21 protein-coding genes and 2 pseudogenes are annotated in these 23930 nt (G+C 63.4%); 10 read left to right on the top strand and 13 right to left on the bottom strand.

Features of this window, described 5'->3' with window-relative positions:
• The first annotated feature begins 4 nt into the window (after window positions 1–4).
• Entirely contained in the window at window positions 5–685 is a 681-nt protein-coding gene (locus IWX78_RS15785) for a haloacid dehalogenase type II (protein ID WP_196834595.1), read from the top strand.
• 661 nt (window positions 686–1346) lie between these two features.
• A complete protein-coding gene (locus tag IWX78_RS15780) occupies window positions 1347–2156 on the top strand; it encodes an alpha/beta fold hydrolase (RefSeq protein ID WP_196834594.1) in 810 nt (269 codons plus the stop codon).
• A gap of 21 nt (window positions 2157–2177) precedes the next feature.
• Here IWX78_RS15780 and IWX78_RS15775 read toward each other — a convergent pair whose 3' ends face one another.
• Both IWX78_RS15775 and merA read right to left on the bottom strand, forming a co-directional pair.
• The gene (locus IWX78_RS15775; RefSeq protein ID WP_196834593.1) at window positions 2178–3527 is read right to left on the bottom strand and encodes a dihydrolipoyl dehydrogenase family protein; all 1350 of its coding nucleotides are present in this window, start codon (window positions 3525–3527) and stop codon (window positions 2178–2180) included.
• A gap of 61 nt (window positions 3528–3588) precedes the next feature.
• Entirely contained in the window at window positions 3589–5028 is a 1440-nt protein-coding gene (gene merA / locus IWX78_RS15770) for a mercury(II) reductase (protein WP_196834592.1), read from the bottom strand.
• Between the two features lie 182 nt (window positions 5029–5210).
• Here merA and IWX78_RS15765 point away from each other — a divergent pair, with 182 nt between their 5' ends.
• Entirely contained in the window at window positions 5211–5600 is a 390-nt protein-coding gene (locus IWX78_RS15765) for a heavy metal-responsive transcriptional regulator (RefSeq protein WP_196834612.1), read from the top strand.
• Between the two features lie 29 nt (window positions 5601–5629).
• Here the strand turns inward: IWX78_RS15765 and IWX78_RS15760 are convergent, their stop codons facing one another.
• The 7 genes from IWX78_RS15760 to IWX78_RS15730 all read right to left on the bottom strand — a co-directional run bounded on the left by IWX78_RS15760 (window position 5630) and on the right by IWX78_RS15730 (window position 11268).
• The gene (locus IWX78_RS15760) at window positions 5630–7459 is read right to left on the bottom strand and encodes a glycoside hydrolase family 15 protein (RefSeq protein WP_196834591.1); all 1830 of its coding nucleotides are present in this window, start codon (window positions 7457–7459) and stop codon (window positions 5630–5632) included.
• 40 nt (window positions 7460–7499) lie between these two features.
• Window positions 7500–7850: a DUF427 domain-containing protein gene (locus tag IWX78_RS15755; RefSeq protein ID WP_196834590.1), complete on the bottom strand. Its 351-nt coding sequence runs from the start codon at window positions 7848–7850 to the stop codon at window positions 7500–7502.
• A 161-nt stretch (window positions 7851–8011) separates the two neighbouring features.
• Window positions 8012–8683 (bottom strand): haloacid dehalogenase type II, encoded by a 672-nt coding sequence (locus IWX78_RS15750; RefSeq protein WP_196834589.1) that lies wholly within the window; start codon window positions 8681–8683, stop codon window positions 8012–8014.
• Between the two features lie 9 nt (window positions 8684–8692).
• Complete coding sequence (locus IWX78_RS15745) at window positions 8693–9238, bottom strand: carboxymuconolactone decarboxylase family protein (protein WP_196834588.1); 546 nt, start codon at window positions 9236–9238, stop codon at window positions 8693–8695.
• A gap of 42 nt (window positions 9239–9280) precedes the next feature.
• Window positions 9281–9937 (bottom strand): Crp/Fnr family transcriptional regulator, encoded by a 657-nt coding sequence (locus IWX78_RS15740; RefSeq protein ID WP_334684801.1) that lies wholly within the window; start codon window positions 9935–9937, stop codon window positions 9281–9283.
• Between the two features lie 125 nt (window positions 9938–10062).
• A complete protein-coding gene (locus tag IWX78_RS15735; RefSeq protein ID WP_334684800.1) occupies window positions 10063–10503 on the bottom strand; it encodes a hypothetical protein in 441 nt (146 codons plus the stop codon).
• 123 nt (window positions 10504–10626) lie between these two features.
• A complete protein-coding gene (locus IWX78_RS15730) occupies window positions 10627–11268 on the bottom strand; it encodes a class I SAM-dependent methyltransferase (RefSeq protein ID WP_196834586.1) in 642 nt (213 codons plus the stop codon).
• A 120-nt stretch (window positions 11269–11388) separates the two neighbouring features.
• Between IWX78_RS15730 and IWX78_RS15725 the strand changes: the two genes are divergently transcribed.
• Window positions 11389–12870 carry a dihydrolipoyl dehydrogenase family protein gene (locus tag IWX78_RS15725; RefSeq protein WP_196834585.1) on the top strand — a complete coding sequence of 494 codons (1482 nt, stop codon included), beginning with the start codon at window positions 11389–11391 and terminating at the stop codon, window positions 12868–12870.
• Here the strand turns inward: IWX78_RS15725 and IWX78_RS15720 are convergent.
• The gene (locus IWX78_RS15720) at window positions 12794–13468 is read right to left on the bottom strand and encodes a CDP-alcohol phosphatidyltransferase family protein (RefSeq protein WP_196834584.1); all 675 of its coding nucleotides are present in this window, start codon (window positions 13466–13468) and stop codon (window positions 12794–12796) included. The two genes, IWX78_RS15725 and IWX78_RS15720, sit on opposite strands and share 77 nt — an antisense overlap.
• A complete protein-coding gene (locus IWX78_RS15715; protein ID WP_196834583.1) occupies window positions 13465–14148 on the bottom strand; it encodes a TVP38/TMEM64 family protein in 684 nt (227 codons plus the stop codon). The genes IWX78_RS15720 and IWX78_RS15715 overlap by 4 nt, the downstream gene beginning before the upstream one ends.
• 119 nt (window positions 14149–14267) lie before the next feature.
• On the opposite strand from IWX78_RS15715, the gene IWX78_RS15710 reads away from it, so the two are divergent.
• The 4 genes from IWX78_RS15710 to IWX78_RS15695 are packed head-to-tail and all read left to right on the top strand — an operon-like array spanning window position 14268 to window position 18330.
• Window positions 14268–15542 carry an ABC transporter substrate-binding protein gene (locus IWX78_RS15710; RefSeq protein WP_196834582.1) on the top strand — a complete coding sequence of 425 codons (1275 nt, stop codon included), beginning with the start codon at window positions 14268–14270 and terminating at the stop codon, window positions 15540–15542.
• An 18-nt stretch (window positions 15543–15560) separates the two neighbouring features.
• Complete coding sequence (locus tag IWX78_RS15705; protein ID WP_196834581.1) at window positions 15561–16403, top strand: ABC transporter permease subunit; 843 nt, start codon at window positions 15561–15563, stop codon at window positions 16401–16403.
• On the top strand, window positions 16400–17281 hold the full coding sequence (locus IWX78_RS15700; RefSeq protein ID WP_196834580.1) for an ABC transporter permease: 882 nt from the start codon (window positions 16400–16402) through the stop codon (window positions 17279–17281). Before IWX78_RS15705 ends, IWX78_RS15700 begins: the two co-directional genes overlap by 4 nt.
• Window positions 17278–18330: an ABC transporter ATP-binding protein gene (locus IWX78_RS15695; protein WP_196834579.1), complete on the top strand. Its 1053-nt coding sequence runs from the start codon at window positions 17278–17280 to the stop codon at window positions 18328–18330. The genes IWX78_RS15700 and IWX78_RS15695 overlap by 4 nt, the downstream gene beginning before the upstream one ends.
• Before the next feature lie 378 nt (window positions 18331–18708).
• Here the strand turns inward: IWX78_RS15695 and IWX78_RS15690 are convergent, their stop codons facing one another.
• Complete coding sequence (locus IWX78_RS15690; RefSeq protein ID WP_196834578.1) at window positions 18709–19380, bottom strand: isochorismatase family protein; 672 nt, start codon at window positions 19378–19380, stop codon at window positions 18709–18711.
• A gap of 548 nt (window positions 19381–19928) precedes the next feature.
• Window positions 19929–20753, bottom strand: a complete 825-nt coding sequence (locus tag IWX78_RS15685; protein ID WP_196834577.1) for a hypothetical protein — start codon at window positions 20751–20753, stop codon at window positions 19929–19931.
• Between the two features lie 54 nt (window positions 20754–20807).
• Between IWX78_RS15685 and IWX78_RS15680 the strand changes: the two are divergent.
• A pseudogene (locus tag IWX78_RS15680) lies at window positions 20808–22604 on the top strand (Tn3 family transposase); the annotation flags it as partial.
• A 121-nt stretch (window positions 22605–22725) separates the two neighbouring features.
• A pseudogene (locus tag IWX78_RS15675) lies at window positions 22726–23853 on the top strand (IS256 family transposase); the annotation flags it as partial.
• Between the last annotated feature and the right edge of the window lie 77 nt (window positions 23854–23930).

Raw genomic sequence — 23930 nt, 5'->3', positions numbered from 1 at the left:
CAATATGGATGATCGACCCGAAGTGATTGTCTTCGACGTCAATGAGACGCTCTCCGACCTCTCACCCATAGCGGACCGATTCGCTGAGGTGGGAGCCCCGAAACTTCTCGCCAAGGTATGGTTCGCCGGTCTGCTGCGAGATGGTTTCGCCCTGGCAGCCTCCGGAGTCAACGAGAAGTTCGCCGTCATCGCTAACGGGTGGCTTCGAGATACCTTGACCGGGCTCGAGTTGAATCGCGATGTGGATGCAGCCGCCGTACACATCATGGAGGGGTTCGCGAGCGTGGGCCTGCATCCGGATGTGGCTGCGGGGGTGCGCTCACTCAAAGCATCCGGCTTCCGCCTGGTTACTCTCAGTAACGGCTCAACCACCGTGGCCGAAAAGCTCCTCGGCGACGCCGGTCTCCTTGATCAGTTCGAGAAGCTCCTCTCCGTCGAGGCTGCGCCTGGCTGGAAACCGGTGCGGGCGGCCTACGAGTACGGTGCCGACGCGTGTGGCGTCCAACCGCACCAAATGCTGCTGACGGCCGTCCACCCGTGGGACATCCATGGAGCGTCGAGCGCAGGCCTAAGGACCACTTGGATCAACCGCACCGGATCCACCTACCCCGGATATTTCACCGCGCCCGAAATCATAATCGGAGGGTTGGGTGAACTACCCGCGCGTCTCAGAAAAGAGATGTGATTCTGGGTCGCAAGGCGCGCCAGCTCCGGCGGTGGGCGGATCTGATCTTCATGCCCGCTGCGGCCACATTGTCATGACCGTGGGAAGGCTACTTCAAATACGCTCGGTATTTCCTGCAGTAGCTGCATGCGAAATCGGGTTAGATCGCCGCTGATCTCTCCGATCACACGGAGCGCCCATGCGTAGCGCAATACGGGGCGAGTGCGTCGCCGCCGGCTCAATCTGTCAGTTGCATCGTCTTCCCGCAGCAGCACGTCGGACTGAGCGAACCGCCCTGATCCGGTTGCGCGCCTTTGGTAACCGTGACCTCGCAACCGCAAGACTCGTCTGGGCAGCGGTAGACCTGACCCTTCTCAAATGCCATGATTTGCTCCTTCGTCATGAGTTGCCGCCAACCCTACGACCTTGTCCCTGCGTCAAGGTCAAGACCCAACGAGAACTAGGCACCCGGAGTTCAGCCGCGACACCGGGTGCGAGACCGGAGACTGCTGAAGTATTCGTCGGACGACCACTGTCCGGCGATCTGGCGACGTTCAGACATCTCGTCCACCGGTGGCCGCTGAAGATACCGGGCGCTTCTCCTCGGCGCATATCCCTCGTAACGTGGAACCATCACAGCCGGCGGACGTCGCTGTGCCGGTGGCTATAGGAAGAGACGGACATGGAAGCACGGCGAAGCGTTCTTGATGGTGTCCCCGTTGCGTGGCTGGAGAACGGTACCGGGCATCCCGTCGTCCTGATTCACGGGATACCTACGTCTCCGCGTCTTTGGCGGCACGTGATGCCGCTGATCCAAGGGCGTTCGCTGGCTTGGGAGATGCGTGGCTATGGAACCAGCATTCCGGCGGGCAGAGGCCACGACCTCAGTCTTTCTGCCCAGGCCGGATACTTCCTGGGGTGGCTTGATTCCCTGGATCTGGGAGAGAAACCGATCCTTGTGGGTCATGATCTCGGGGGCGGGGTGGCGCAGATTGCGGCGGTTCGCGCGCGAGATCGTTTCGCTGGCATCGTCCTCACTAACGCGGTCTCCTACGACTCGTGGCCGATTCCGAGCGTCAGGTTCATGCGGCGTTTCGCCCCGGCGCTGGCCTTGCTGCCTGAAGTGCTGCTGTATCCGAGCTTTGTGCAATTGATTCATCGTGGCCATGACGACCGTCAGAGGGCGCTGGAGTCGCTGGGGGAACATTGGGCTCCCTATGTCACGCACGGCGCAGCGAGAAGCCTGATGCGACAGGTGGCAGCACTCACCGTTTCCGATACGACCTCCATCGCCGGAAGCCTCACGGCCCTCGACCTTCCGGCAGCAGTGGTTTGGGGCGCCGCAGACGGTTTCCAGAGGCTGGAGTACGGCCGGCGGCTGTCAGCGGATCTGGGCGCCGAACTGGTGCAGCTGCCTGGCGGAAAACATTTCACCCCTGAGGACCACCCCGAGGCGATCGCGAACGCGGTGAATTCCCTCTTGCGGCGGTAGTAGTCGCTTCCTCGCGGAGCGTCACAAGTCCAGCTTCTCGAGGGCCGCAAGGTAGGCCTCGTGGTAGGTGGGGAACTGCGCGACCTGGTCGAGCAGAGTCTCCACCGGGAGTCGTGCCCGGATGGCGAGGGAGGCGTGGTGAATCCATTCACCGGCCTGCGGGCCGACTGCCCAGGCGCCGATGAGGATTCTGCGGTCGAGGTCTGCGAGCAATCCGAGGTGCCCGCGCGGATCCTGCTCGTAGGTCCACGGCCGTGCGATGGCGCTGGATAGATCGATTTCCACTGATGCGGTTCGGATGCTGAGCTCCCCGGCCTGCTGCGCGGTCAGCCCGGCGGCGGCGATTTCCGGGTCGGCAAAGACGACGCGAGGGATGCCCTCGTATGTCGCTGGTCGCTGCCGGCCGAGAATCGCGTCGGCCGCGATCCGGCCCTGATACTTCGCCACATGAGTGAACGGCATCACGTCGGTCACATCGCCGATGGCCCAGACTCCCGCTCCTGCGCGGCAGTGCTCATCAATGACAACCTCGCCGCGCAAGCCCAGCTCCACTCCGACCTCTTCACAACTTAATCCGGCTGTACGGGGTTCGCGACCGGTAGCGAAAATGACGACGTCGGCCGCTACCTCGGTTCCGTCGTCGAGCGCGATGACGCTGTCGCGACCGTCGCGCCTCGCTCGGGTTGCCGAGACCCCGAGACGGATTTCGACCTTCGCCTCACCCAGATAGCGATGGACCAGTTCCCCTACTCGGGCATCCTCGCGTCCCATGAGCCGTTCACCGCGGTGAATCAGCGTGACGTCGACACCGAACCGTGCCAGGAACGTCGCTGTCTCGATGCCGACGGCGCTGCCCCCGACGATTACCGCGCGTTGGGGAAGGGTCTGCGCCGTGTAGGTTTCCCTATTGGTCCACGCGGTGATGTGCTCGATCCCGTCCAACGGTGGGATGACGGCGTCCGAGCCCGTGGCGATGATGATGTCGTCTGCCGTGATTTCGCGGTCGCCGACCTGAAGACGCCCGGGTCCGGCGAAAGTCGCCTCGGCTTTGATCACCGTGGCACCCTGACCGGCGTAGCCATCTACCTGCGCCGCGTCGTCCAGGTTGCGGATCATGTAATCGCGGTAGCTGCGTGTTTCGGCCCAGTCCAGTTCGGCTCCCGCTACGCCTGCAGCCCGCTCGACTCCGGAGCGTGCTTCGGCCGGCCGGAGAACCGTCTTGGAGGGAATGCACGCCCAGTAAGCACATTCACCTCCGACCAGCTCCCGTTCGATGACCGCGACCCTCTTGCCCTCCTTAAGCAAGCGACTCGCCGCCACTTCGCCACCAGGCCCCATACCGAGTACCGCTACGTCGAAATGTTCGTTCATGGTCGTTCCTTCCGATCGGACGTTCAATGAGGATGCGGACCCGTCCGGTCCACGTCGTGGTTTAGATCGCGCAACAGGAGAGCCGCGAGACATCGGTGGTGTACGCCTGCGCCGCGATCTTGATGCCCTCCGCCATGGTGAGGTAGGGGCTCCAAAGGTTCGCGACCTGATCCACGGTCATCCCCGCGGAGACGATGTAGACCCCGGCGGCGGCGATTTCACCGGCGTTGTCGGCGACGGCCGTGATTCCCAGGATTCGCCTGGTGCCCGCCTCGGCCACGATCTTGATGAACCCGCGAGTGTCGCGATTCACCAAAGCTCTGGGAACGTACTCGAGCGGCAGCACGCGGCATTCGCACCGGATGCCGGCCGCAGTGGCCTGCTTATCCGTCATTCCCACCGCCGCGAGGTTGGGGCTGGTGAATGTGACACGGGGAAGGTGATGGTAGTCGACCGATCGGCCGGCATCGCCGAAAGCGTTGTCCACGACCAGTGAGCCATGGGCGGCCGCCACATAGACGAATTCGGGATGCCCGGTCACGTCACCTGCAGCCCAGATTCGTTTGTTCGAACTGGCGAGCATGGCGTTCACCAGGATTTCGCCCTGGTCGCCGGTCTTGACGCCCACCCCCGTCAAATTCAGGTCGCGCGTCACCGGACGGCGTCCCGTGGCGATCAGAAGCCGTGTGGCGCTGTATTCGTCACGTCCACCCAAACCCGTCGCGCGCACGATGACGTCGCCGGTTGCCGGATCGGTGCGGACCGATTCGATCTGGGCCCGATGAAGCACCCGTATCCCCTCGTCGCCGAAGATCTCCATGAGCGCCTGGGCAGCTTCCGGTTCCTCGTGGGAGGCAAGCCGGGATCGCACCAGCATGGTCACTCTGCTACCGAGCCGGGAGAAAAGTTGCGCCTGCTCCAGGGCGACGTATCCGCCGCCGACGATGATGAGTGACTCCGGAACCTCCTCGAGTTCCATCGCGCTGGTGGACGTGAGATATTCCACGTCGTCCAGACCCTCGATCGACGGTATCCACGGAGCGGAGCCGGATGCCACAAGATAGTGCTGGGCTCGAATGGTGTCGCGACCTCCGTCCGCGCCGGCGATCTCGAGTACCGGATCGTCAGCGGTGCCGGCGAAGGCGGCGTCACCCTTGCGCAGGTCCCAGCCGTACTCGCGGACGAGATCCACATATTTATCTGTCCGAAGCTGCTCCACCAGCGATCGTTTGCCGGCTATGAGAGCCTCCATGTCCACAGATCCGGCACCGCTGGATATCCCGGGGAACCTGTGGGCGGTCAGCGTCGTGTGCCGGGCGCCCGCCGCGGCCAGAAGCGCTTTCGAGGGGATACAGCCGGTGTTGACGCAGGTTCCTCCGGTAGTTCCGCGCTCCACCATCACGACCCGTTTGCCGAGTTTCGTCGCGCTGATCGCGGCGGCGAAGGCGCCACCGCCCGAGCCGATGACGGCCAGATCGAATTCCGGTGTCGTGTCAGTCATGCGGTTCTCCAGGATTCTGCCGGTTCCCCGCGACTCGGGGATGCTCAGGCTGTTGGTACGCTGGCCCCACTCTGTACCTTCCCCTTAGAGGGAAGGTCAAGTAGATTCGTTCATTGGAGTTTCGTTTCCGGTTCTTCTTTCATTGCGATGGAGTCACGTGGATTCCCAGAATCGAGGTCTTGATGCGCATCGGAGAAGCTGCTGCCGCTGCAGGGATGACAACGAAGGCGCTCAGGTACTATGAGGGGCGCGGATTGCTGCCTGCTCCGGTCCGAAATGCGAACGGGTACAGGGAGTACACCCAAGCCACGATCAACAGGTTGCACTTCATCCGCCGCGGCCGGGCCGCAGCCTTGTCCCTGACACAGATCAGGGAAATACTGCGACTTCGGGACGCAGGCGAGACCCCCTGCACTCACGTCCAGGATCTTCTCTCCAGGGAGCTGAGCGACCTGGACGATCAGATCGCCGAACTGGTATCCCTTCGCGACACCGTCGCGGAATTCCAACGCAATGCTGAGCGCGCTGACCCCGATTCCTGTGATCCAGCGCAGATTTGTAGCTTCATCTGACGCAACGCTTCCAGCAAGTTTTGTGGTCATCACGTCGAACCGGGCATCCCGGTTTCAGCCTGATGGATCGCCCATGCCGCGTTGACCAGTCCGACATGGCTGAACGCCTGCGGAAAATTTCCGAGGTGCTCCCCGGTGGCCGCATCGATCTCCTCGGCGAGCAGACCGACCTCGTTGATGTGGCTCACTGCGTTCTCGAACATCACACGGGCCTCACCCACTCGCCCGGCCGCCGCGAGCACTTGTGCCAGCCAGAACGTGCACAGCAGGAAGCTACCTTCAGCCCCGGTGACCCCGTCCACGTCGGCACCGGATTCGTAGCGGCTCACCAAACCTCTGTCATCGATGAGCCTCCGGAAGACGGCGTCCACGGTCGCCTCCACGCGTGGGTCCGAGGCCGGAAGGAATCCGACAATCGGAATCATCAGAGCGGAGGCGTCCAATTCGGCTGACCGAAAGGATTGCGTGAAGGCTCGCTCCTCCTCGTTCCACCCCTCGCTGAGGATGGCGGCCCGGATCGACTCGGCGGCGGTCGACCAGGCATCAATCCGGTGGGTGCACTGAAGCTGGTCTGCCATGCCGATTGCCCGATCGAGTGCCACCCAGCACATCAGCTTGGAGTAGAGGAAATGCCTGGGCGGGCCACGAACCTCCCAGATTCCGTGATCGGGCTGCTCCCACTGCTCCGCTGCGGCATCGGCCAGGGAACAGAGGAACGCACGGATTTCGGGCTTGATCTCTCCGAGCTGTTCCCGCAGCCAGAATGCAGCGTCGAGCAGTTCCCCGTAGACGTCCAGTTGTGGCTGGCTCCAGGCACCGTTCCCGACCCGGACGGGCGCGCTTCCCCGCCAACCCCGCAGCTGGGGAAGAACCCGCTCCGACAGGTCGTGTTCACCCCCGATCCCGAACATGACCTGGAGATGACGCCCTGGTTGGGAATGTGCCGCGGCGGCGGTCATGAAGCCGAAGAATTCGTGCGCCTCGTCGGGGCATGCTGCAACCCACAACGCCTGCATGGTGAAGCTCGCATCGCGCACCCAGGAATAGCGGTAGTCCCAGTTCCGCTCACCTCCTACCTCCTCCGGGAGCGACGTGGTGGCGGCGGCCACAATGGCGCCGGTGGGCTGGTAGCTGAGAGCTTGCAGCACCCGGCCGGAGTGACGCACGAGCTCTCGCCAGGGCCCGTCGTAGCTTTGGTGGATCCGGGACCAGTCCCGCCAGCCCGAGACCGTTTCGTCGAGGGCGTCCCCGATTTCATGCTGAGTGTATGCCCGCCGCCCTTGGCCGATGGCACTGCGCTGCAGAGCGAAATACAGCTCCTCGCCGACCTCCAGGGTGAACCGTGCTGAGATTTCCCCGTTCGACACAGCGGTTGGCACCGGTAGTGACGCGGTGAGCTGACTGGAGCCGCCCGTCGCGACAATTCCCGACTCGATGTCGCTGAAGATGGGAACGACGAGGCCGTATTCGGGGCGGGGCTGGCAGCTCATCTCAACGGCAACCCGCCCGCCGGTGCAGCGAACATGGCGAAGCAAAGAGTGAGGGGCGTTCTCACCGAGGCGGTGAGCGTCGGCAGAGGGACCCAATTCCATCGCGTCGACGATTTCGAGAGTGCCGGTTCCCGTATCGAAGGTGGTCCGAAGAACCATCGTCCCATCCACATATTCGCGGGTCGATGTCGACGCGTCGCTCGGCCTCATCGACCAATGGCCGGCGTCATCGTCAAGGATGGAGGCGAAGATGGATTCGCTGTCGAAGCGGGGAAAGCACGCCCACACGATGGAGCCGTCCCGGTTCACGAGCGCGGCAGAGTGGCGATCCGACAGAAGCGCGTGATCTGCGATCGGAACGTCACTCACGACCGGCACACCACCATCGAGGCAGTTCCATCTCGATCACTCAGCAGGTGTGGCACGCTTCTGAATCAGGAGTTCCGTCGCCGCCAGCGGTACCAGCCGAGGACTCTGTTTCCTCCACCTGGACGCCCTTCCAGAACGCAACATAACCGCGGATGTCCTCCGCTGCCGGAGACGGATTCCGGTAGACCCAGGCGGCGTCGCGGTTGGCTTTGCCGTTGCCCGTGACCGTGTAATACTCGGCCGAGCCCTTCCACGCGCATCGCGACGTTGTCTGGCTTGCCTCAAAATACTCGGTTCTTAGCGACTCCGGCGGGAAATAGTGGTTGCCCTCAACCTGCACCGTGTGCTCCGATTCAGCAAGTACGACGTCGTTCCAGATAGCGCGATACATGTGTCTCATTTCCGTCATCGAAAGTGGTTCTGCGCGGGAGTCCGCCACAGCCCGGTCGGCAGTTCCCCCGAAAAAGAGGCTCCATTCCTGACGGAACTGTCTGTGCCCAACGATACGAAAGAACGAGCTCCCGGTTCTGCGATCTACGACACACAGGGCGGTCAGAGGTGCTCGGAAAGTTCCCTGATCGAGGAAACCACGACGGTGGGCTCCGTGAAATACGGCGGGAAACTGGCCTGTTGCCTGTTCACCCACGCGGTGCTCATTCCTGCACGAGCTGCGCCATTGAGGTCCCAAGGGTGCACAGCGACAAGCATCATGTTCTCAAGCGGCACACCACACACCTCGGACGCGCGCGCATACGCTTCCGCGGCCGGCTTCCAGGTCGTCTGCCCGTCCACCGAAAGCAGCCCTTCGAAACAGGACAAAATGTCCGCCTGACGGAACAGGCGTTCCGCAGTCGAGGTGGATCCGTTCGACAGTGTGAAGAGTCGGTGACCGTCGGCGTGAAGTCGACGAATGCCGTCTGGCACATCGGTATGCAGGGGAACCGAGCCGAGGCGGCCGAGCACGGTTCGAACGGCGTCTTCCAGAGGAACGGTCAGCGATGCCCGCACCAGGATGGAGCGCGCGCAATCCTCCGCGATGTCGAGGAACGGGGCAGACTCTCCCACCGTCGCCAGGGCGAAGCCGTCGCGGAGGACTGTTGCGAACCAGGCATCCGCAAGTTTCTCGGATGCCCCCACATCGCGAAAAGCACCGGCCATAGGTGAAAGGTCGGAAAGCGTCTCGTTGACGTCGAAGACGATAACCTGCTGAGTGTGAGCGCGCACGATTCCGCCTTAGGGCAGCTGCGGTGCTGCTGGCACGTCCAACTCGGTCTCGGCGTAATGGTTGAAGAAGTTCGTGTAGAGATTGATGGCGAGGTGCACGAACGTTTCGGAGAGTTCCGCCTGAGTCCATCCTGCAGATAGCGCGCGCTCCCAGGTCTCGGGCGACACACTCCCGGTGTTCCGCGCCGATTCCCGCACCAGATCGGTGAGGGCCGCGAGCTTGTCGTCGAAGTCGATGGCGTTCGCACGGATGGCGACCGTCTCTTCAACGCTGAAACCCGCGCGACGGGCCGAGCCCGTGTGGGCGGCCTGGCAGTAGGTGCAGTCATTTTCGTGTCCCACAGCCAGAGCGATCGCTTCCCGAGTCCGCGCGTCAAGAGTGCCGTACGTCGCAATTGCTCTGGAGATACCGTCATAGGCAGCGATCACGGCCGGCGAATCCGCCATCTTCGCGTGGATGTTGAGGAGCTTGCCGTGTTTCCGCTCCAGCATTTCGATCAAGTCGCTGGAGTTCTCCGGTACGGTCGCTCTGGTGTGAACGGGGATTCGGGGCATTTATTCTTCCTTCGGGTGGTGGTGGACGGGGCCAGAACGGCCTCAGGCCATCTTTCGGGCAAGGATCGACAACCCATCCACGTCGATGATGATGATGCGGCCTCGGCCTTGTCGGATCAGGTTCCGCGAGGCGAGGTCAGCCATCGTTTTGCTGGTCGATTCCCGGGTGGCGCCAAGCAGGCCGGCAAGTTGGTCGTGGGTGAGCGAGATGGTCACATAACCGAACCGGGACGGACGTTGCGATTCTGCCAAACGCACCAGTGTGCTGGCCACGCGGGCCTGCAGCGGTCTCAGGGCGAGGTCGATCAATCTTTCCTCAAGCCGGGCGACCTGCTCGCCGAGGTGACGAGCGATCCGCGTCGCGATTCTGGGGTCTGAGAGCAGGAACTGTTCGACTTCGGCTGAACTGAGTTGGCAGATCTCGGCGTCTTCAATCGCTTCGGCATAGTTGTCGTACATGCGCTGACCGACGAGCATCATCTCGCCGAAAACGGCGCCGGGTTCGAGGATGGCCATGGTCAGGGCCTTGCCCTCTTCTGTCACCCTAAAAATCCGCACCCGGCCCTTTTTGAGAATGAAGAGCGCGGTCACCGGTTCGCTTTGACTGAACACGAACTCGCCATTACGGAAGTACCGTGCCGGTGCCATCTGATCGATGGCCTCAATCTCTGCCGGGCTCAGATCCGCGAAAAGTTCCACCGAACTTAGGCAACTGAACGGCTCGCTGTTTTTCGGCTGCAAAGGGTTGTTCTCCCGTCGATGGGGCGACCACGGGCGCCAGTCACCGTTCGGTGCCGACGCCACATCCGTGGCGCATTGCTCAATCATCGACGCTTCGCGAGAATCATGACAGCCACGGTACCGAGAATCGCTCCGTAGATCAGGTGTCCGACCAAGGAGAGGAGCGCGGTGGAGTCGACGACGAAGAGCGGCATGCCGAGCATGAGGGGCATCATGATCAGCGGCCCGAGGACCCACCAGACGGCGCCGTAGACGAGCCCGACGACAAGTCCGCGCGGGTAACTCGTCAGGAGCCAGTTGCCGAAGAGGACGGTAAGGCCGAGGCCGATGCCGATGGAGATCATCAGATGGATGCCGAAGCCGAGTGCTGCTGAATCAGATCCGACCATCGATGCGATCATCGGGAGCATGCCCATCATCGCCATCAGAATGCCGAAGATCAGGCCGCCGGCAAGGCCGCCGACCACGCCGGCCACGATGCGCCGGGGAAGGGAGGCGGTCACCGAGTGGGACGTGTGAGTCACAGATGATGCCTTAGTCATGGTGAACCTTTGCTCGATGTTGGCGATTGGTACTCTGACCGTAAACTTTCACTCGTCGCCGTTCTGCGACATGGATCACATAAGCACCGAGATTTCTGCCGGGAACTATGGCACCGTTGCCGCGACCACCTGGATGTGTCCCCCGCGAAGCTGTCGCCGAGACACGCTCGTGCCCGTCCGCTCGAGAATCGTCCACGGGTGCGCAGCAATGTCCGAACCTCCGGCTGCACAGGCAAGACGCGCCAGCGGGGCGAGAATCGCGGCGTGCCCCGTCGGCACCTGCATGTCGACGATGCACGCCCGGCCCTCTCGTTTGAGGACCCGACGGGCGCAGTCCCATGCCGAATACCAGTCAGTGAACACGCTCATCGCGTACGTGGAGAAGACGGCGTCGATGACGGACGTGGTGCGGCTTTGGGCGTCCAGGCCCAGGTCAGTGGAGCTGAAATCGGTGGCGTCCGCATGTACGAGGTGGACGTTGTCCCACCTCTGGGTGGCGACGCGGCGTCCGGCGACCGCGAGCATTGCGGAACTCCGGTCGAGGCCGATCACTCGACCGTGCGGTCCGATGGCGTCGAGAAGCACCGGAAAGTTCAAGCCCGTCCCGCAACCGAGGTCGAGGACCGTGTCACCCGGACGAAGGCCCAGTAGTGTGGCCCCGGCGACCCGCCCTGCCCGGTAAACCCACTTCTCACCAGACAAGATGTCGTAGAAGCGAGCTCCGGCGGCATACCGATGCGGTCTCATGTGCCGATGTTACGCGGAGCGGGATCCGATCACTGTGTGCTCGGACACCGAATTGTGCGCAGTCGGCTGATAGACAAGAGCTGCCGATAGCCGAGCGCGTGGACATGGATGGAGAGGCCTATGCCGGAAACCGATGTGTGGGACCTTGTCGTCGTCGGCGGAGGAAGCGCCGGCCTCGTGGCGAGCAAGACCGCCGCGGGACTCGGCGCGCGCGTGTTGCTGATCGAGCGCGACCGTCTCGGTGGGGATTGTCTTTGGACCGGCTGCGTTCCCTCGAAAGCTCTCATCGCCGCCGCACATTCCGTCTCGACAGCGCGGGAAAGCGCACGGTTCGGGATGGAGGTTTCGGATTCCCCGGCCGATTTCGGTGCCATCATGGCCTCTATTCACCGCGCCATGGACACCATCGCACCGACCGATTCTCCTGAGGCGCTCGAGGCGGAGGGAGTGAACATTCTGCTCGGCAACGCGGTGTTCACCTCGCCTCGCTCGCTCACTGTCGACGGGGCGGATGTGCATTTCCGCCAGGCGGTCATCGCCACCGGCAGCGCCCCCGCGGTGCCCGCGATCCCGGGAATCGAGACCGTCTCCGTCCTCACAAGCGACAACTTCTGGGAGGTCCCTGGACTGCCTCGCCGGCTCGTCGTTCTCGGCGGCGGCCCCATCGGCTGCGAACTCGGCCAGGCGATGGCGAGGCTCGGTTCCCGGGTTACGATCGTGCAGCGTGGTGCCCGGATCCTGCCGAAAGAAGAACCGCGCGCGAGCAATATCATCCACGATTCGATGCTTCGCGACGGAGTCACCATCCGTACAGGGCGAACCGCAACGGAGGTCCGTTCGACTGATGGGCTGTCCGGGCAGCTTTGTCTCGATGACGGCACCTGGATCGAATTCGACCGGATCGTTGCCGCAGTTGGCCGTGAACCTCGAACCGGTGGACTGGACCTGCACCACGCCGGGGTGAAAACCGGTGGCGACGGCTATCTTGCTGTCGACCAGAGGTTGCGCACGGCCAATCCACGGATCTGGGCGGCCGGGGATGCGACGGGGATGCCGAAGTTCACCCATACAGCCGGTGTGAACGGCAGCATCGCCGCAACGAACGCGATTCTGGGTCTGCGCAGAAGCGTGGAAAACCGAGCAATCCCTCGCGTCACCTTCACGTCCCCCGAAGTTGCTGCGGTGGGGCTCCAGCCCGCCACCGCAGATCCCGGTCGGCATCGCGTCGTGACGTGGGAGCACACCCACTCGGATCGAGCCGTGACCGAATCGGATACCGACGGGTTCACGCAAATCGTGGTGGACCGCTCGGGGCGCATCCTGGGCGGCACCGTCGTGGGCCCCCGTGCCGGCGAAACCATAGGCGAACTCACTCTCGCCGTGAAGCGCACACTGTCCACCAGCGCGCTCGCTGGCACAACCCACCCCTACCCGACGTTCAACGACCCGCTGTGGAATGCTGCCGTCTCCGACGTCCGCCAACGGTTGAAGGGCGGGCCCGTCGGCGCCGCCATTCGTATGCTCGTCAGGGTACGGAGGTTCGTGGTGAGCCGACGGGACCGGGGCTCGCCGGTCGGTTCAGGATGCGAAAGCCGACGATGATCCGCTGGGTGGCGCTGAGGGCGACGAACACACCCCACAGCACCGCGGTCTGCCAGGCGAAGGCGGGCACGATGAGCCAGAGGCTGTGGACGAGGATCGTTTCCGTTCCCTCCGCTATCCGGCCGAGGAACGACAACGACCGTCCGTCGTCGATCTGTCGGCCGGTTCGCTCTGCGATGGAGGAGAAGGCCAGGAACGCTGTCCCGTTGACGTAGTACGCGACGAGGACGAACATGAAGGGCCACCATGGCGCGCCGAATCCGTCGGCGGCACCGACGGCGACTCCGAAAACGGTGGCGCCGTAGACGATGAAATCCGCCACGATATCGAGAAACCCGCCTGCCTCACCTGGCCGCTTGTCCACGCTGGCCCGCCGTACACGGGCCAGCGCGCCGTCGAGTCCGTCGAACAGCCGCGAGACGAGCCAGGCGGCAACCGCCATGGCCCACCATTGGTTCGCGGCAAGGACGGCGCTGGCCAGTCCGAGAACCAGGCCCGCGAGCGTGAGACGGTTCGGTGTGACCCACGACATGTTGAGGACTCCGGCAACGCGGGTAAGGGGGCGATCGAGCATCCGCCGCATGAAATTGTCGATCATGGCGCTTCCTCATCGGCCGGCCCGCTGGACGTCGCGAAGCTCTTCTTCCGCATCCGGTACGCGAGGATCACCCCAAGCAGAGCCAGGAGACCGAGCGCACCCACCGCGACGTAGAAGCCCCACCCCAGTGACGTCCCGAACGCACCTACCGCGACGTAGGCAAGGGTGCCCGGCACGATTCCGATCATGGTGCCCACCGTATAGTCGCGTCTGCGGACCGCGGTGAGACCGGCCGTGTAATTGACGACTGTGAAAGGCAGGATCGGAACCAGCCGGGCTCCGATGAGCGCCAGGAGCCCGCGGCGGCGAAGGATCTCGTCAACACGCGCGACGCGTGTGCCGGTGAACCGCTCGACCGCATCGCGCCCGAGCGCGCGGCCCAGAAAGAACGCCAGGGCAGCCCCGATCAGCGCACCCGCATAGACGAGTACGAACCCCGGCGCAAGTCCCCAGGTGAGCCCGGCAGCGATGCTGACGACATTTTTGGGAATCGGGGTCAGGGTGATGAGGCCATACCCGACCACGAAAAAGACGGCACCCCACCCGCCGGCGGACTCGGCGCTGGCACGGATCTGTTCAACGGTCGGCACGGGGATGACGAGCCCCGCAACGATGACGGCGAGGAGGAATGCCGCCAATGCTGCTGCCCGCCAGGCGACCGCCCGTGTGTTGCTTCCCATCTGGCCCATCGTAGATGGGCTCGCCACCGGCCTCTGTGAGGTGGGATACCGTCCGGTGAGCTGCCAGGTCCCTATCCTTGGCGAATACCCCAACGGTCCTGTCACGAAGGAGTGCCTCCTTGTCACCCACCGTTCCTACCCCGGCGCTGTCACGTCGAGTCGCGCGGCGCAGCCTCACCTCGGCGGCCCTGGTAGCGGCCCTGACCGCCCTCGCGGGATGCGCGGCGCCGAATCCGAACCAGGTGGGCACCACATACTCCAGCTGGGACGAGGTGATACATGACGCGGAAGGCCAGACAGTGAACCTGTGGATGTACGGGGGCGACGAACAAGGCAACGCCTACGTCGACAACGTCCTCGCACCGGCGGTCGCGAAGGCTGGGGTGACACTCGAGAGGGTCCCGGTCGCCGACACCAAAGACGCGCTCAACCGCGTGCTCACCGAATTGCAAGCCGGCCGAACCTCCGACGGAACCGTCGACCTGGTATGGGTCAACGGCGACAACTTCCGCACCGGGAAGGAGGCAGGTGCCTGGTTGTGCGCTTGGACACCCATCCTGCCGAACATGGCGAACACGTCGGCGACGGACCCGTTGTTGGCGAATGACTTCGGAACACCGGTAGACGGATGCGAGGCCCCCTGGCACAAAGCCCAGTTCACGTTTGCCTACAACTCAGACGTCGTCGACGATCCGCCCACCTCTATCGCCGGGATCCTGGCGTGGGCCGAGGCGCACCCGGGCAGGTTCACCTACCCGGCACCCCCGGACTTCACCGGGTCAGCTTTCATCCGTGAAGTGCTGTATAGCGAATCCGGCGGGTATTCGAACGTTCCGCCCGTGTTCAGCGCGGATGCATATGACCGGCTGACTCCGAAACTGTTCGAGACCCTTTCCGCCATCGGTCCGAAACTGTGGCGTGGAGGGGATACGTATCCCGCGAGTTCCGGTCAGCTCAACACGTTGTATGCCGACGGCCAGATCGACATGACGATGACGTACGGGCCGGCTACCCTGACCGAACTGGTTACGGAAGGCACCTACCCTGCCGGCACGAAAGTCCTCCCGTTAGCCGAGGGCACGATGGGCAACGCAAGTTTTCTGGCAATCCCTTCGAACGCTGCTGACAGCGCAGGAGCAATGGTTGTCGCCAACATCGCACTGTCCGTCGAGCAGCAGGTCGCCAAGGCGGAGCCGGCAACCTGGGGCCAGTTCACCGTGTTGGACCTCGACTCCCTTTCCGGCCCTGAGCGCGCCCGATTCGATGCGCTTCCGCAGTCGCCCGTTGTTCCCGCATTCGATGTGCTCTCGCGCAACGCGAATCCCGAACTCGCCGCAGCGTGGGTGCCGGCGCTGGACGAGGGTTGGCGCACCCACGTTCTGGCGGGCCGGTAGATGCGACCGCGGGGGAAAATGTCGACCCGTCCGGCGGCGGGTCCCGCACTACTTCTCGTCGTTGTCACCCCCGTGGCCTTCGTTGTGATTGCCGGAATCGGCTCGGCACTTCTGCAGAGCATCGGGCTGATGCCGCTTGTCGGACCCGTACGCCTCAGCCTGGATGCGTATGTCGGCGGCAGACAAGAGTTGGCCGATTCACTCGGAGTTTCGGTGGGCATCGCGGCAGCATCTACCACGTTGTCCTCCTTCATCGGGACCCTCGTCGCCATCCTTGTGGTCTCGGGTGGCTGGTGCGGGCGCATAGTCGCAACGCTGAGCGCCGCAACGATCACCGTGCCACACCTCATCGGCGCCGCGACCATCGGTCTGCTCCTTGCCGACTCGGGAGTCCTTTCGCGGCTCCTGAACATTTCACCCGACGCATGGCCTGCGCTTGTCGGTGGACCATGGTGGGTCGCGGTCGTCACCGAATATGCCTGGAAAGAATCCGCGTTCATCGCGATGATCGTCGCCGGCACCCTCGCCACGAGGGTGGCGCGATTCGACGAGACAGCTTCGCTCCTCGGTGCCGGCCGGTTGGCCCGGCTCCGGCTGGTCTTCCTTCCTCTCGCGAGGCCGTCGTTGATCATTGCCTCGACGATCACCTTCGTGTACACGCTGGGATCCTATGAGGTCGCCTGGTTGCTCGGCCGGACCTATCCCGAACCGCTCGCCGTCATGGCGCTGAGGCTCTTTCACGCGACGAGTCTCGCCTCCCGACCGGAGGCGGCCGCGGTCGCCGTAGTCACCGTTTCTCTCTCCGTCCTCGTCGTGACGACAGCGTTCCTGGCGCTGCGGCGCTCCGGGGCGTGGCGATGAGTATCTCCACCAGGGGGATCGTCCCCTCGCCGAACCCGCCGGAGAACCTTCGTCTCCCGGGCGATCCAGGGCGTCCGCTGACCCTGTCCCGTGGCGTCGGCCGAACCGCACGCATCAGTGGAACGCTCATTGCCGCTCTGTGGTTCACCGTCCCGCTTCTTCCCCTCGCTTTCTGGTCGTTTGCTGACCGCTGGTCGTTCCCATCGCCCGTCCCGACGAGTTGGGGTTTGAGCGGGACGATGTCAGCGCTTCAGCAAGGCGGTCTGTCCGCATTTCTCCATTCGCTCGCGCTGGGCCTCGCCGTCGCGATCATCGCCACACCGCTGGGTGCGGTGGCAGCGCGCGCTCTGTCCAACGGCTGGGCACCGTTCCCTCGGATTCTCACCGCGCTTCTTTTCGCCCCCGTGGTGTTGCCGCCTTTCGCCGCTGCGTTCGGTGTGAACGTGCTTCTGCTTCGCGCCTATGTTCCACCCCTGGTCGGTCTGGTGTTGGTCCTTGTCGTTATCGCGATTCCGTACACCACGTTCTCGATGAGAGTGGCGTACGCGGCCCATGACACCAGGTACGAAGAAGAAGCCAGGACTCTGGGGGCCTCCAAATGGCAGGTGCTGTGGACGATCCAGGTGCCTCTTCTCACTCCGGCACTGGCACGGTCAGCGTTCCTCGCGTTCCTCGTCGGCTGGAGCGATTACCTCGTCACCGTCATCGTGGGTGGTGGCCAGGTGATCACCCTGCCGTTGGTGACGGCATCCGCTGCCGCCGGAACCGGGAACGACGCTGCCGTCGCCATCCTGTCTCTGGCCGCCATCATCCCGCCGATCGTCCTGCTGGCGCTCCTGGCGCGCAGCGGGCGGCAGCACAGAGGAGACCGGTCATGACTTCAGCCATCGCGCTGAGTTCCATCAGCAAGACGTTCGCCGCCGATGCGGTTCCCGCGCTGAACGGCGTGAACCTCGACGTGCTTCCCGGCACCTGTACCGCCATCCTCGGTCCGAGCGGCTCCGGCAAGAGCACCATCCTTCGCATCATCGCCGGACTGGAAGACCCCAGCGGAGGGGGTGTGTTCGTCAACGGCGTCGATATGACCTCGGTCCTCCCCGAGAACCGAAGAATCGGGATGGTCTTCCAGCGTCCCTTGCTTTTTCCTCACCTGTCGGTGATCGACAACGTAGCATTTGCCGACCGCGCAGCCGGCCTCAGCAAGGCTGAGGCCCGCCGAAACGCCCTTCGCTTCCTCGACATGGTTCAACTCGAGGAATTTGCGAGCCGGCCGATCAGGTCGCTGTCAGGGGGCCAGGAGCAGCGTGTCGCCGTCGCTCGCGTCCTCGCGGCCCGGCCCGCCATCCTCCTCCTCGACGAACCGTTCAGCGCCCTGGACGCGGCGCTGCGCGATGACATGCACCAGCTGCTCGCCGACATCCGTGCGTCACTGTCACCGACCGTCCTTCTCGTCACTCACGACCGTGACGAAGCAGCGGCGGTCGCTGACCGGATCGCGGTCGTTGAAGGCGGGCAACTCCTGCAACACGACACCGTCGACCGTATCTACCACCGGCCCTCCTGCCGCGCTGTAGCGCGACTCATGGGCGGAAGAAATTTCGTCGACGGAGTCGCCCACGACGGTGCGCACCACTCGGCGGTGGGCAGAGTGACAGTTGACGAGAACATTCCAGAAGGCCCGGGCGCTCTGGTCGTACGGCAGGAAGCCATCGCCGTCGCTACTGCGTCGCCCTCCCGATCACTCGCCGCTGATGAATTTGCCGGCGTGGTTTCTGCCGTTCAGCGCAACGGAGCACGGCGCAGTATCGTGATCGGCGTCGACGAAATCGACATTCACGCCGAACTGCCACCCGGAGTGAATCTTCCCGTCGGTGCCCCTGTGGTGTTCACACTTCCGCGGGAGTCTGTATCCGTCGTGGCCCGGTAGCAACGGACAAGCAACACACAAACCCGTTTCGATCGGGATCCTCAGTTCGATATGAACACCGATCTACTTATAGGCGGATGTGCATATGGGCCAGAAGACGGGTAACTACCCGGAGGAACCGACGAGCACTACTGTCTTCCGCGAGAGGAAGACCAGACTGACATTGTCTACCGCGGTAGTACCATCCGGGAACTGCTTGGTCACCGAGCGGAACTCAATCATTACCAATACCGACAGTTCGGCACTATCGCCCCTGGAACCGCATGAGCGCGATGCTCTCGTCCATCAGCCCATGGGTGTGACTGATCTCCGGGCGCCTCTTCAGCGTGCAGTCAACGAAGACCGCCCCTAGACCCGCATAGGAGGAAGGCTCGTTGATCACAGTTCTTCTACGGACACGGAGGACCCGAGCATGCTCACGGCTTCTTCGGTCGAAACAACCATCCCAGCAATGTAATTGAAGTTCGTCAGGGCCGCCGCATACCCGTCTCCAAGTTCAGGGTCCCGCGCAGCGGCGGTCGCGTCGGCAACAACGGCCACATCGAATCCCTGCTCTAGAAGTTCACGCAGATGACTTTCGACGCACAAGTTCGCGGACATGCCGGCGAGCAGAATCTTGCTGATTCCGCGCTTTCGGAGCTGCAGCACCAGGTCGTTCTGCTCGGGCCCGTAGACCTTGTGCGGGCTGCACACGACCGTCTTGCCGTCATCGAGGGAAGGCTTGAAGCGTTCAAGCCAATCAGCTCCTGAACCCTCGAGTCCGTCAATGTCCAAGGGACCGGGCCGATCGAACATGCCGATTTCGTGCATCATCTTTTCCAAGGTTCCACCGAATTCCCATAGGTGATCGTGGGGGAAGTAGTAGTGGGGGGAGACGAAGACCTGATAGCCGAGCGTTTTGGCGCTCACGAGCAGCTGCTCAATGTGCTCAACAGTCTGGTTTTCCTCGACGCTTTCACCGACCAGTGCCCAAGCCACACCGTCGGGGCTAAGGAAATCGTTCTGCGGATCGGTTAGTACCAGTGCTGTTGTGGATCTATCGAAAAGCATGGTGCCCTCTCCAGTAAGGTTCGCGCTTGTGCGGCCGCACAGCGACGTTCTGGAACGGTACGCGCGCTCGGTTGGCTAATTCAGTAATCCAGGACACGTAACACGGGCTGGCCGTGGGGAGGCTGTGTTCCGAGCAGGGCGTCTGGAGCGTGCACGCGAAGAAACGGGTCTCAACAGGAAAGCAGGCCAGCCGTGCACAACAATCTCGTCGACCATGACTTCACGGCGGAACTCCAGACGAGAAGCTTCGGCCACAGGAGACGTCCTTTGTGAGAACCGAAATCCTCACAAGTCAGGTCAAGGAGTCAACAGAACCGACAGCAATCCTGCACGGCGGAACGCGCCCGGAGTTCTGGTCGTACATGAAGCCATCAGGTCGTCCCGACGGCTTCGTCTGATCGCCAGATTCGCAGCGGCGAGTATGCAAGAGGCGTCTCGACCGCCCAGCGCGCCCGGCTGCGCCGGAGCATCATCGAAGTCGGTGGCGGCGAGGAACATGCCGAACTCGCGCCGGGGAGTGCAAACGGCGGCGGCTGCACACGTGGTGTTCACGCTTCCGCGCGAGGCAGTGTGCGTCGTACCTCGGTGAGTCCAGACGGCCGAACGGCCATGGCACCTGATTTTGCGGCGATCGGCAGCAGCCGACGAAGACCCACATTTTCGATCGGATCCAGCACCGAGTGTTGCACGCAGGCAGGCACGAGGCGGCCGTCCTCGGGATGGCTCATGGCATACATGCATGAACCCAGCCGCTCCTGCGTCTCCCGCAAGCGTGGATCATCGCTCTGAATGCCCCGCTCCATCAACTCCCAAGCCGGGGCCACCTCACCGGCGTCCATGAAGTTGTGAACCACGAATGTTTTGAACCCGATCTTCCGCTTCCCGATTGCCCGGAGAACTCTGCGGATGCCGCCAGCTCGGCGCACAATCCTCCTACCCAAACCCAGCAACGCTCCAATATCCGCGGGGTGGCTTGCCAACGCGCGAATGATCTTCACGGTCAGCAGCGGCTTCGGAACGGCCCCGAAGATCATGCCGCCGAAATGGTTCAGGAACCGGTCTCGTGCAGCGAGATCCCGCGGCTCATCCGGGTCGAGAAGCGCCGCGAACCGCCCGTCCACGCGCATGCCTACCGTGGAACGGTTACATCGCGGGTCGCCAAATTGTGTCGCTTGCCACGGCAGCTTCTGCCCTGCCCCCGCCTCCACCTGCTCCCATACGTCGTCGATGGTGACCTCACTGAAGTCTTCCTTCCACCGCCTGTCATCGCCGATGAAAGCGGCCGGTTGAAAAGACATCATGTCGAACGGCATCTCTAAGACGGCCTGCGTGGTCTCGCTGATCTGGCCAAGGTTCGATGGCGTGACGGTCATGCTATGAGCCAGATACGAGCTCACGCCGTGTTCGCGTCGAAGGTCGACGAACATCTGCACTCCAAGCTCGGTGATGCCCTGATTGAGGCCAGGGAAAACGGCGAGGATCCCTTCGCCGCGATCGACACAGCCATCGGCTGGGAATCCTTAGCCGAAAGCACCGCCCAAGCCAAGGAGCTCACCCGGCCGGCCAATGAGGACCACCTCGCCCTTGTCAGCGCCCACTTCACCACGCTGCGCCGCTACACCCCGGCGTTCCTTGCCGTCCTTGACCTCCAGGCAGCCCCCGCCGCACAAGACCTGCTGGCCGCCATCAATGTCATCCGAACCTTGAACGCCACCGGCGCCCGAAAGATCCCGGACGATGCACCCACTTCGTTCATCCGGTCCCGGTGGAAGCCGCTTGTTTTCACCGTGACCGGCACCGATCGGGGATTCTACGAGTTCTGCGCCCTCACGGAACTCAAGAATGCGCTTCGGTCCGGGGACATGTGGGTCACCGGATCCCGCCAGTTCCGCGATTTCGATGACTACCTTTTGGCCAGCCCCGACTACACGGCCATGAAGGACGCTGGGAACCTTCCCCTGGTCACGACAGACGGCGGCGAACGCTATCTCCAGGATCGTCTTGCCCTGCTCTCCGAACGGCTGCACCAAATCAACGGGCTGGCGTCCCGCGACGAACTGCCCGGGGTGCTGATCACCGCCAATGGCGTGAAGATCACCCCGCTCGAGACGATCGTGCCAGAACACGCCCAGCCCTTGATCGACCAGGCCAGTGCCATGTTCCCGCGGATCCGGATCACCGACCTGTTGATGGAAGTTGATGGGTGGACAGGGTTCACCCGCCACTTCACCAACCTCAAGTCCGGCCAACCCTCCAAGGACAAACAACTCCTGCTCACTGCGATCCTGGCCGATGGAATCAACCTTGGACTGACGAAGATGTCCGAGTCATGCACCGGTGTCACCTACGCCCAATTGGACCGCCAGCAGGCATCCCATATCCGGGATGAAACCTACAGCGCCGCATTGGCGGAACTGGTCAATGCCCAGCACACCCACCCCTTCGCAGCGCACTGGGGCGATGGCACCACTTCGTCCTCGGACGGGCAGCGCTTCCGGGCCGGCAGCAAGGCCGAATCCACCGGGCATGTGAACCCGAAGTATGGTGCAGAGCCCGGACGGCTCATCTACACGCATGTCTCGGACCAGTACTCGCCCTTCCACAGCAAACTCATCAACGTCGGTGACCGAGACGCGACCTACGTCCTGGATGGGCTGCTGTATCACGAGTCCGACTTGGCGATCCAGGAGCACTACACCGACACCGCAGGGTTCACCGACCATCTCTTTGCCCTCATGCAGCTGCTCGGCTACCGGTTTGCGCCCCGAATCCGCAACATCGGCGACACCCGCCTCTACACGCCCAGCAACGGCGCCGACCTGTCGACGTTGACTCCGCTGATCGGCGGCACCATCAACACGACAACCATCACCGCACACTGGGACGAGATCCTCCGGCTGGCCGCATCGGTCAAGACCGGCACCGTGACCGCATCCTTGATGATGCGCAAGCTCGGCGCCTATCCGCACCAAAACGGGCTCGCCACTGCACTGCGGGAACTGGGAAGACTGGAACGGACCCTCTTCCTGCTGGATTGGCTCCAGGATCCCGGCTTGCGCCGCAAGGTGACGGCCGGGCTGAACAAGGGCGAGGCCAGGAACACCCTGGCCCGGGCGGTATTCTTCAACCGGCTCGGGGAGATCCGTGACCGGTCCTTCGAGCAGCAGCGCTACCGGGCTTCGGGGCTGAATCTTCTCACCGCGGCCATCGTTCTCTGGAACACGGAGTAGTGCCCCTTAAGGTGGTGTAGCCCGGTGGTTGCCGACCTCGTCCTGGACGTGGGCGCGGTCACCGTGGTGTTCCTTCGAGGAAACTCTCACATCCCACTCGAAAGGCATCAACACGATGACCGCTCCACATATTGTCGACCCTGCCGGCGTGCTTTCTGAAGCCCTGACCGACGCGTCCCCCGATCTGATGCGGCAGCTGCTGCAGACGTTGATCAATGCCCTGCTCTGCGCCGACGCCGATGCGGTGGTCGGTGCCGAATGGGGCAAACCCAGCCCCGACCGGGTCGCGCAGCGGAATGGCTACCGTCACCGCGACCTGGATACCCGGGTCGGCACCATCGATGTTGCGATCCCGAAACTGCGCTCCGGGACCTATTTCCCCGAGTGGCTCCTCGAGCGTCGCAAGCGGGCGGAGGCTGCGATGATCACCGTCGTTGCGGACTGTTACCTGGCAGGGGTCTCGACTCGTCGTATGGACAAGCTTGTCAAGACTCTCGGGATTCACTCGTTGTCGAAGTCACAGGTCTCCCGGATGGCCGCAGACCTCGACGAGCACGTCGATGAGTTCCGGCACCGGCCCTTGGGAGACGCCGGCCCGTTTACGTTCGTCGCAGCCGACGCGCTCACGATGAAGGTCCGCGAAGGTGGACGCGTCATCAACGCCGTCGTCCTCGTCGCCACCGGCGTCAACGCCGACGGACACCGCGAAGTCCTGGGCCTGAGGGTCGCAACGGCAGAGACCGGGGCGGCATGGAACTCATTCTTCGCCGACCTCGTCGCCCGCGGCCTCACCGGGGTTCGACTGGTCACCTCCGACGCCCACCGGGGTTTGGTTGAGGCGATCGCAGCGAATCTGCCCGGAGCTGCCTGGCAACGGTGCCGCACCCATTACGCCGCCAACCTGATGAGTGTGACCCCGAAGAGCATGTGGCCGGCCGTCAAAGCGATGCTGCACTCCGTCTATGACCAACCCGACGCAGGCGCCGTGCACGCCCAATTCGACCGGCTCCTGGACTACGTCGACGGCAAACTCCCCGACGCCCATGAGCACCTCGACACGGCACGGGCTGACATCCTCGCGTTCACGAGCTTCCCCGATGGGCTCTGGCAACAGATCTGGTCGAACAACCCCAACGAACGACTCAACCGTGAAATCCGGCGACGCACCGATAGCGTCGGGATCTTCCCCAACCGTGACGCGATCATCCGCCTCGTCGGCGCAGTCTGCGCCCGTATGGTGAATTGAGACAGGCGTTAGGAGGATCTGTTTCATGTCGAATCGTCGTAAGTTCAGTGCCGAGTTCCGGGCCGAGGCCGTGG

The organism is Mycetocola sp. CAN_C7, assembly GCF_015752285.1.
In the GTDB taxonomy this organism is placed as follows: domain Bacteria; phylum Actinomycetota; class Actinomycetes; order Actinomycetales; family Microbacteriaceae; genus Mycetocola_A.
This window is presented reverse-complemented; position numbering and strand designations above follow the sequence as displayed.